Genomic DNA, 7,582 nt, shown 5'->3' on the forward strand with positions numbered 1-7,582 from the left:
CCGCATAACAGCACCACAAAAGCAGGCTGGCAGACATTCATATTTTCTATAGCTATTTTTAACAGGCGTTTGCAAGACCTGCAATCGACATTGTGAATCTGGCTTCGGCTAAACCGCCGGATGGAGATTGATGCCGTATTGGGCCCAAATAGCCCAAACGTGTCAGCAGCCCCCTGGCTCCCGGCCCCGACACAGCGCACCTCGTGCCCGACCGGAATGCGCTCGAGCTATTGCGGAGAATGGGTGACGACGGAGGCGTGAAGGCGGCGTATCGAGGCGGGTGTCCAAGCCTGTCAACCTCTCAAAGAGAGCGACACGCCATGCACACACCTGCCAGCATCGTCCGACTGCGTTGGCCCGACAAGATCGACGATCACCTGACTGAGGTGCTCCGCACAGGAGTCTGCCGTCTCCTGGCCCTAGCTGTCGAGATGGAGGCTGAAGCGCATGCGGTGTTCTAAGGCCCACGACCTTGAGCGGCTAGGCGCATAGGCAGCAGGTCGTTGATCTGGCTCTGCGGGTGGCAGGCGACGATGCGGGCGATGACGTCGGCGAGGTAAGATTGTGGGTCAACGCCGCTGAGCTTGTAGTTTCGATGACCTAGCGATGACCGTCCAGCGCTCGCCGCCGCCGTCGCTGCGGGTAGAGGGCGCATTTTGCGATTGAGCGCGATTGGTCGGATAGCGCGTTCGACGACGTTGGAGTCGATCTCGGCGCGGCCGTCGTCGATGAAGCGACTGAGGCCTATCCATCGCGAGAGTGCGTGGCGGATGGCCTCGGCGAGTTTGCTCTTCTGGCTGATGAGGGCGAGTCGACGATGATGCGGCTTCTCGCCAGGCGGATGTCGCGGCGTTCCTCGGCCGAACCGCCGCGGACCTCACTGTCGATCCGGTAGAGTTCGGCGATCCGCGCGAGCGCTTCCGTGGCGATCCGCGCCGGACCGCTCGGCGCGAGATCGTGTAACTTGTGCCGCACGTGGCTCCCGCAGAAGGCCACGCCCACGGTATTGCGGTCGGCCAGAACCTTATAGCCTGCGTAGCCATCGACCTGCAGCGTGCCGACGAAGCCTTGAAGGTGCTGGACCGCCTGCTCGGACTTGCGATCAGGCGCGTAGAGATAAGCGACGCACGGCGGATCGACGCCCCCAGGGTCGTTCGTCACGAACGTAGGCGAAGAGCTGGCCGGTCTTGGTTCGGCCGCGACCGGGATCGAACACCGGCGCCGTGGTCTCGTCGACAAAGAGCTTGGTCGACGCCTTCAAGCGCTCGATCAGACGTTCAAGCAGCTATGCCGCCGCCCAACCAAGTATCGCCTTCACTTCCAGATACTCTTCCAGTCCGAACACACCGTTCTCGCGTCCGTTGCCCGACTGCCGGTACCCTCCAAAGGGCGCGACGGTATCTGACGTTGCCATGTTGATGTAAGCGCGTCCGGCACGGAGCTTTCGCGCAACAGCCTGCGCGCGCAGGAGGTTAGATGAATGGACGTACGCGGCTAGACCGAAAACCGTTCCATTCGCGATCTCCACGGCTTCGTCCTCGTCCTCATAGCCGATGATGGACAGAACAGGCCCAAAGATCTCCTCCTGTGCGATCCTCATTCCGGGCGCCACATCAGCGAAGATCGTGGGACGAACATAATAACCGCGATTGAGACCGTTAGGGCGACCAAGACCGCCGCCTACCAATTGAGCGCCTTCGTCGATCCCAAGCTGAATATAGGTTTGCACACGGTCGAACTGTGCCTGGCTGATAAGCGGCCCGAGTCGGGTGCCTGCGTCATCCGGGTGGCCGACCACAACCTTGTCGAGGGCACGACGTGCGATTTCGACAACGCGAGGCATCTGATCACGTTGTACCAGCATGCGGGTCGGCGCAACGCAGGCCTGTCCGGAATTTGTGAAGGCCCGCAACACCCCAGCTGGAATTGCCTCGTCGAGATCCGCGTCAGGCAGGATGATGTTGGCCGACTTGCCACCAAGCTCCTGATGAACGCGCTTCACCGTATCGGCCGCCGTTTTGGCGATTTGAATGCCAGCACCGGTGGATCCCGTGAAGGACACCATGTCGACATCCGGGTGGGAGCAGATTGCGTGACCGACCACCGGCCCAGTCCCGTTCACGAGGTTGAAAACGCCCGCCGGGACGCCTGCGTCATGTAACACCTCGGCGAGCAGTATCGAGCTCAAGGGCGCTACCTCGCTCGGCTTGAGGACGACGCAGCACCCTGCGGCCAATGCGTAGGCAAGCTTCGAGGCAACAAGTCCAAGCGGCCAGTTCCAGGCGGTTATCAACCCGCAGACGCCGATCGACTCCCTCACAATCCGACTCGTCCCAAGCGGGGCCTCGAAATCGTAGGCCTGCAAGACACGTCGGGCTTCCCGGAAGTGGGATAACGCCATCGTCACCTGCACTTGGCGTGAGAACCAAGCCGGCGCTCCCATTTCCAAGGTGATGATCTTGGCAAACTCATCAAGACGCTGCTCGTAGATGTTTGCAATCTGGTCGAGGAGTTCTACGCGTTCAGCTACCGAAGTCGCACTATAGGCTGGAAAAGCCCGTCGAGCAGCGAGCACGGCCTTATCAACGTCCGCCGCCCCCCCCAAACTGATCTGCGCGAAAGGCTCCTCCGTCGCCGGATTGATCACGTCCATCGTTTGCGGGGCGACGGGGTCAACCCATTCGCCCGAGATATAGAATTTGTGATGATGCATCTCTTCCCTCGCAGATGGCGCCCGTTTTGCGGCGCCGGATGTCTTAGAACGTAAAATCTGGGTTTGTAGGTTCAGGGCGCCTGTCATTTTTTCTCCAGCCCTTGCTCGATGAGTCTCTGGCCTGATTGCAAGAGACGGTCGCGCAGGCCGTGGGCTGCAGAATTGACGAGACGCCCTTGCCATTTCTGTGCTTTGCCGTTCACGAACACCGATTCGACTTGCGCTGCCGTCGAGTAGAACACAACGCTTTCAGCTGGGTTCTGTGCCTGCCCAAGATCGCGGGGTGATTTCCTGATCAGCTGAATATCGGCAGCCTTTCCTTTTGTGATCGAGCCGATCTCCCGATCAAGACCAAGGGCTCTGGCACCCGCCATGGTCGCCCATTCCAGAGCCTCATGTACGGTGATGGTGAGCTCCTTTGGATCCTGACCCTCTCGAAGAAGGCGATCGTTGTCGAGCGCGCGCTGCATCTGCAGCGCGATCCTGATCTGGGTAGTCATATCCGGACCGACGTTGGTGGGGATGTCCGTCCCAACCGCAGGTCGTCCCCCGGCCAGCCGAACATGTCCGGTGGCTGGGAAGCCCATTCCCATTTGCATTTCGACTTCCGGTGTCACCGTGATCGTCGCACCCGAGTCGACGACGGCCTTGTACTCGCTGGCGGTGAAGGAGTTTGCGTGAACGAGGTTGATGTCAGGGCCAAGCAGTCCCGCGTCCGCCAGCTGGCGAGCCGCCTTGTTCTTCGGTCCGACCGTGCCCCATCCTGTGTGCATCGTAACGATGACGCCAAGGCGGCGCGCCATGGCGATATCGCGCGTCGTGGCCGGGAGGGTTGATTCATCCGGCCCACGGATAGCAAGAGCCATTCGTACAAGCCCGCTGTCAGACGATAGACGCTCCTTCCGCAGCCGGGCCGCATCTTCGGGATGGTCCCGGTTAGGGTCGGCATACCAGTCCCAATCGCCTGGCGGGCCGTATCCGAAAACGCTACGGACGCCCGACTCAAGGAGAGCGTCAACGGCACGGTCCGCATGAGCCGGCGTATTGATCGCATGACAGTAATCGAACACAGTGGTGGTCCCGGCGCTCACTTGCTCGAAGCACCCAGCCAAGTTCGCCAGGTACAAGTCTTCGGCGCTGATGTGGGGTCCGATTCCACCCAGAATACGCTGAACATACTGGTCCAGGCTCCAATCGCCTGCGATACCAGCCATAGCGCTTTGCCAAAGATGGATATGAGCATTCACGAAGCCTGGCAGAGCTATCAAGTCGCTTGCATCTATGACTTCGGCATCTGGCGCGTCGATGGAGTGATCGACGGCTGCGATTCGACCGGACCGGATGAGGATGTCACCACGCTCAAAAATCGGGTTCTGCGGATCCATTGTCAGGATCGAGGCGCCGCGGATCAGAATGTCGTCCCGAGTTGGTGCCGGCCGAGATTGTGTCGGCTGGTCAGCGCTGCGCGCGCCCTGGACGCCCGCCAGCACCGCTACTCCGGCAAGAGCTGGCAAGATCTGTCTGCGATTCAAGGAAAACAGGTGTCTATCATTGTTCATGAGTGTTCCTCCGTTGAAAATTTCTCTCAGAGCCCGTTCTTCGGTGCGCGCGCTGTCGTGCCGGTGGTTCCTGCCCGATTGATCGCTGGACCTTCTTCCTCGGTGCGCGTGGTCTGATCGCGCAAGACCGTGGCCCACTTATCGCTGACGGCCTTAGCCTCTGCTGGATGAAGCGCGGTGCTGGGCGGAAAGCGCGAGGACCAGGCATAAGGCCGACAAGCATCGATGATGGCTTTGGAATGCGCTGTCACACCAAGCTCCTTCGCCTCGGGCGGGATGCGCGGGTCGAGGGCGGAACTCCAGCCATTTCTGATGATATCGATCGAGTCCGAGGGCTCGCAGCGCGTAGCGACCGCCCACAGAACATCGTCCATGTTGGACGGATCGATATCGTCATCGACGAGAATGATCAGGCGTCCCATGTAGCTATTGGCGGCCGCTATCAGGCCAGCTCGCTTCGCATGCCCATCATAGCGTTGCTTGACAGCGACAACCGTAACGAGTGACGAGACATGCTGCCAAACACCGGCGACATCGGTAACACCGGCGTTTTCGAACAGTGTCCAAAGGGTTGCAGCCTTCAATGGCAGCCCAAAATGGTGGAGCGGAGGCCTCAACGGAGGCGAGGCAAACAGGATCGGATTGTGCCTGAAATGCACCGCGTCGACCTGCATTACCGGTTGCGGTCGGCGATCCGCCGCATAGTATCCGGTGAACTCTCCGAATGGACCTTCCTCCGCCATCACCGTCTTCGGATCAAGCAGGTAGCCTTCGAGAATACTTTCGGCCAGTGCCGGAACCAACAGTTGTGTCAGCGGCGCTCTTGCCAGCGGAATCGCTTCGCCCTTGACGGCTCCGGCAAAATCATACTCCGAATAACCGGCTGGGAGAGCTTCGAAACCTGCTAAGAAGAGTGACGGATCCTGGCCGTTGACGATGGCGACCGGACAGCTTTTACCCTGGTCCCAGAACTTCTTTGCAAGGATGGCTCCGTGCCGTCCCAAGTGATCGAACTGAATCGTGACCGTATTCGCTGTTTGAACCTGGACTCGGTAGATCGATGCGTTCACCCAGTCGCTGTCAGGATCGCCCATGACGACGAGGCTGCCCGATCCGATATAGCGGCCGCCGTCGTCCGCATGCCACTGCGGTACAGGAAAGCATGCGAGGTCGACTTCGTGGCCCGCCATCGTGTTCTCTAGAAACAGAGGTTCGGTGAGGCGCTGCGGCAAGGGGCCACTCCGCTGGAAGGCGGACCGTTTCTCTTTCCATCGCTTGAGAGCTTCCAGAGGGGCGAGCGATGGATCAAGGCCGAGTGCAATGGCCGCTTTGACGGAACTGTTTGTCGCGTTGGTGAAGACGCGAAAGCCCGCGGGATAGCCGTCGAATTCGTCAAACAGAAGGGCAGGGCATTCGGGTAGGTTGGCCGCGACCTCGGTAACAGCTCCAACCTCTAGATGCGGATCAGCACCGGGAACTCTTCTGAGCATGCCCTGGTTGTCGAGCGCCTCGATGAACCCTCTCAGGTCTGCGTAACTCACGAGAAACGTCTCCTCTGTGCGCAGTTCCCCGCGGCTCGCGCTCATCGATGCGCTTCGCCCGGGAGCAATCATTGAGTGAATTAAACACACTTGACTACCTATTGTCTATAGCAATATTCTATGTGTAGGGAGGAACGCTCATGTCGAAAATACGCATGCTTCGGAACACACTGGACCGCCGTCAGCTGATGGGTGGCGCGATTGCCGCGATGGCTCTTGGTTATGCGGGCTCCGCACTTGGGCAGAGCAGCCCAAACCCCCAGAAGGGTGGGTCTCTGCGCGTCGGCATCGCCGGCGGCGGCCCCATCGACTCACTTGACCCGCATTCCCCGATTACCCCGGCTGACATCGCCCGTGTTCTCAATCTCTACGACGGTTTGGGGGATGATAACGAACAGGCCGAGTATCGACCGCTTCTGGCTGAGGAGTTCGAGGTAAATCCCTCGGCAACCGAGTGGACGATTCGGATCAAGCAGGGAGCTGAATTTCACAACGGCAAGACGATCGGCGCGGATGACGTCGCCTATACGATTCGACGGATCATCGATCCGAAGAACCCTCGCAATGCAGCTCCGGTTATGCGCTCCATCGATCCAGCGCAGATCGTCAAGCTGGACGACCGTACGATCCGTCTTAAGCTTCGCCGTCCCGATGCGGCGCTGCGGGATGCTTTCCGCATTCTGAACACCGGTGTTGTGCCCGTCGATTTCGACCCCAAGAATCCTGTTGGTTCAGGCCCCTTCAAGCTCGACCAATTTGTTCCCGGTGAGCAATCGACTTTCAAGCGCTTCGAGAACTATCATGGACAAGCGCCTTACGTAGACGAACTGGTCCTCATCGATCTCCCCGACGATGTTGCGCGGGTGAATGCTCTTCTCGGAGGGCAGGTTCACGCGATCGAGGGTCTTCCCTACTCCCAGATACCGGTGGTGAGTGCCAACAGTAGCTTCAAGGTCCTGACGAGCAAAGCGGGGTCGTTTCGGCCATTCACGATGCGGGTCGACAAGCCTCCTTTCGACGACGTCAGGGTGCGGCAGGCTCTGCGGTTGCTGGTCGATCGCGAGCAACTCGTAAAACTGGCCTTCTCCGGCCACGGGCGTGTCGCATACGACGCGTACTCGCCCAATGATCCCTGTTTCGACACATCTCTGGTTCGGGAGCGCGACGTCAAAGAGGCTCGGTCGCTGCTTGCCCGCGCGGGTCATTCCAATCTGCAGTTGGAATTGGCCACGACCGCGGCCGCACCGGGTCTGCTCGAAGCTTCACAGATCTTTGCCGAACAGGCGCGGGAAGGGGATGTGACAATCAACGTCAAGCGGCTCGACCAGGGCGGCTTCTTCGCGGAGTATACCAACTGGCCCTTCGCGGTAGATTACTGGACCCACAATCCTTACCTGAACCAGGTTGCCTTGGGGGAACTCGCCACTTCACCCCTCAACCCGACCCGGTTCTCCGACGAAGAGTTCACGCGTCTTAACGACCTTGCCCGCGCCGAACTTGATCAGAACCGCCGGTGCGAGCTTGTGCATCAGATGCAGCGGATTTCCTTTGAGCGGGGCGGGCTGATCATCTGGGGCTACCCCGACACTATCGATGCTCACTCGGCCCAGATTGGAGGCTTGGAGCCCGACCTTACGGGTTGGGGTCTGAACCGTTACAAGTTCAAGAAAGCATACTTCGTCGCCTAGTGACGCTGGCGAGGCCGACCTTCAGAATAGGAAATGACGTGATGCTGTATCGTTCCGCGATGAGCACAGAGGACGCTGATG

The 7,582-nt window shown here is 59.7% G+C and carries 4 protein-coding genes and 1 pseudogene; 1 reads left to right on the plus strand and 4 read right to left on the minus strand.

The window, feature by feature from the left end:
- Nucleotides 1-457 precede the first annotated feature (457 nt).
- The 4 genes and pseudogenes from EN845_RS36005 to EN845_RS06370 all read right to left on the minus strand — a co-directional run.
- Nucleotides 458-1,279, minus strand: a pseudogene (locus EN845_RS36005) (IS66 family transposase); the annotation flags it as partial.
- 6 nt (nucleotides 1,280-1,285) lie between these two features.
- Nucleotides 1,286-2,713, minus strand: a complete 1,428-nt coding sequence (locus EN845_RS06360; protein ID WP_135907076.1) for an aldehyde dehydrogenase family protein — start codon at nucleotides 2,711-2,713, stop codon at nucleotides 1,286-1,288.
- Nucleotides 2,714-2,796: 83 nt separating this feature from the next.
- Entirely contained in the window at nucleotides 2,797-4,272 is a 1,476-nt protein-coding gene (locus EN845_RS06365; RefSeq protein WP_135906861.1) for an amidohydrolase family protein, read from the minus strand.
- Nucleotides 4,273-4,298: 26 nt separating this feature from the next.
- The gene (locus tag EN845_RS06370) at nucleotides 4,299-5,813 is read right to left on the minus strand and encodes a UbiD family decarboxylase (protein ID WP_167531265.1); all 1,515 of its coding nucleotides are present in this window, start codon (nucleotides 5,811-5,813) and stop codon (nucleotides 4,299-4,301) included.
- Between the two features lie 140 nt (nucleotides 5,814-5,953).
- Between EN845_RS06370 and EN845_RS06375 the strand changes: the two genes are divergently transcribed.
- Complete coding sequence (locus EN845_RS06375; RefSeq protein ID WP_135906852.1) at nucleotides 5,954-7,501, plus strand: ABC transporter substrate-binding protein; 1,548 nt, start codon at nucleotides 5,954-5,956, stop codon at nucleotides 7,499-7,501.
- The last annotated feature ends 81 nt before the right edge of the window (nucleotides 7,502-7,582 follow it).

This window comes from Mesorhizobium sp. M8A.F.Ca.ET.202.01.1.1 (assembly GCF_004791595.1).
Lineage (GTDB): Bacteria > Pseudomonadota > Alphaproteobacteria > Rhizobiales > Rhizobiaceae > Mesorhizobium.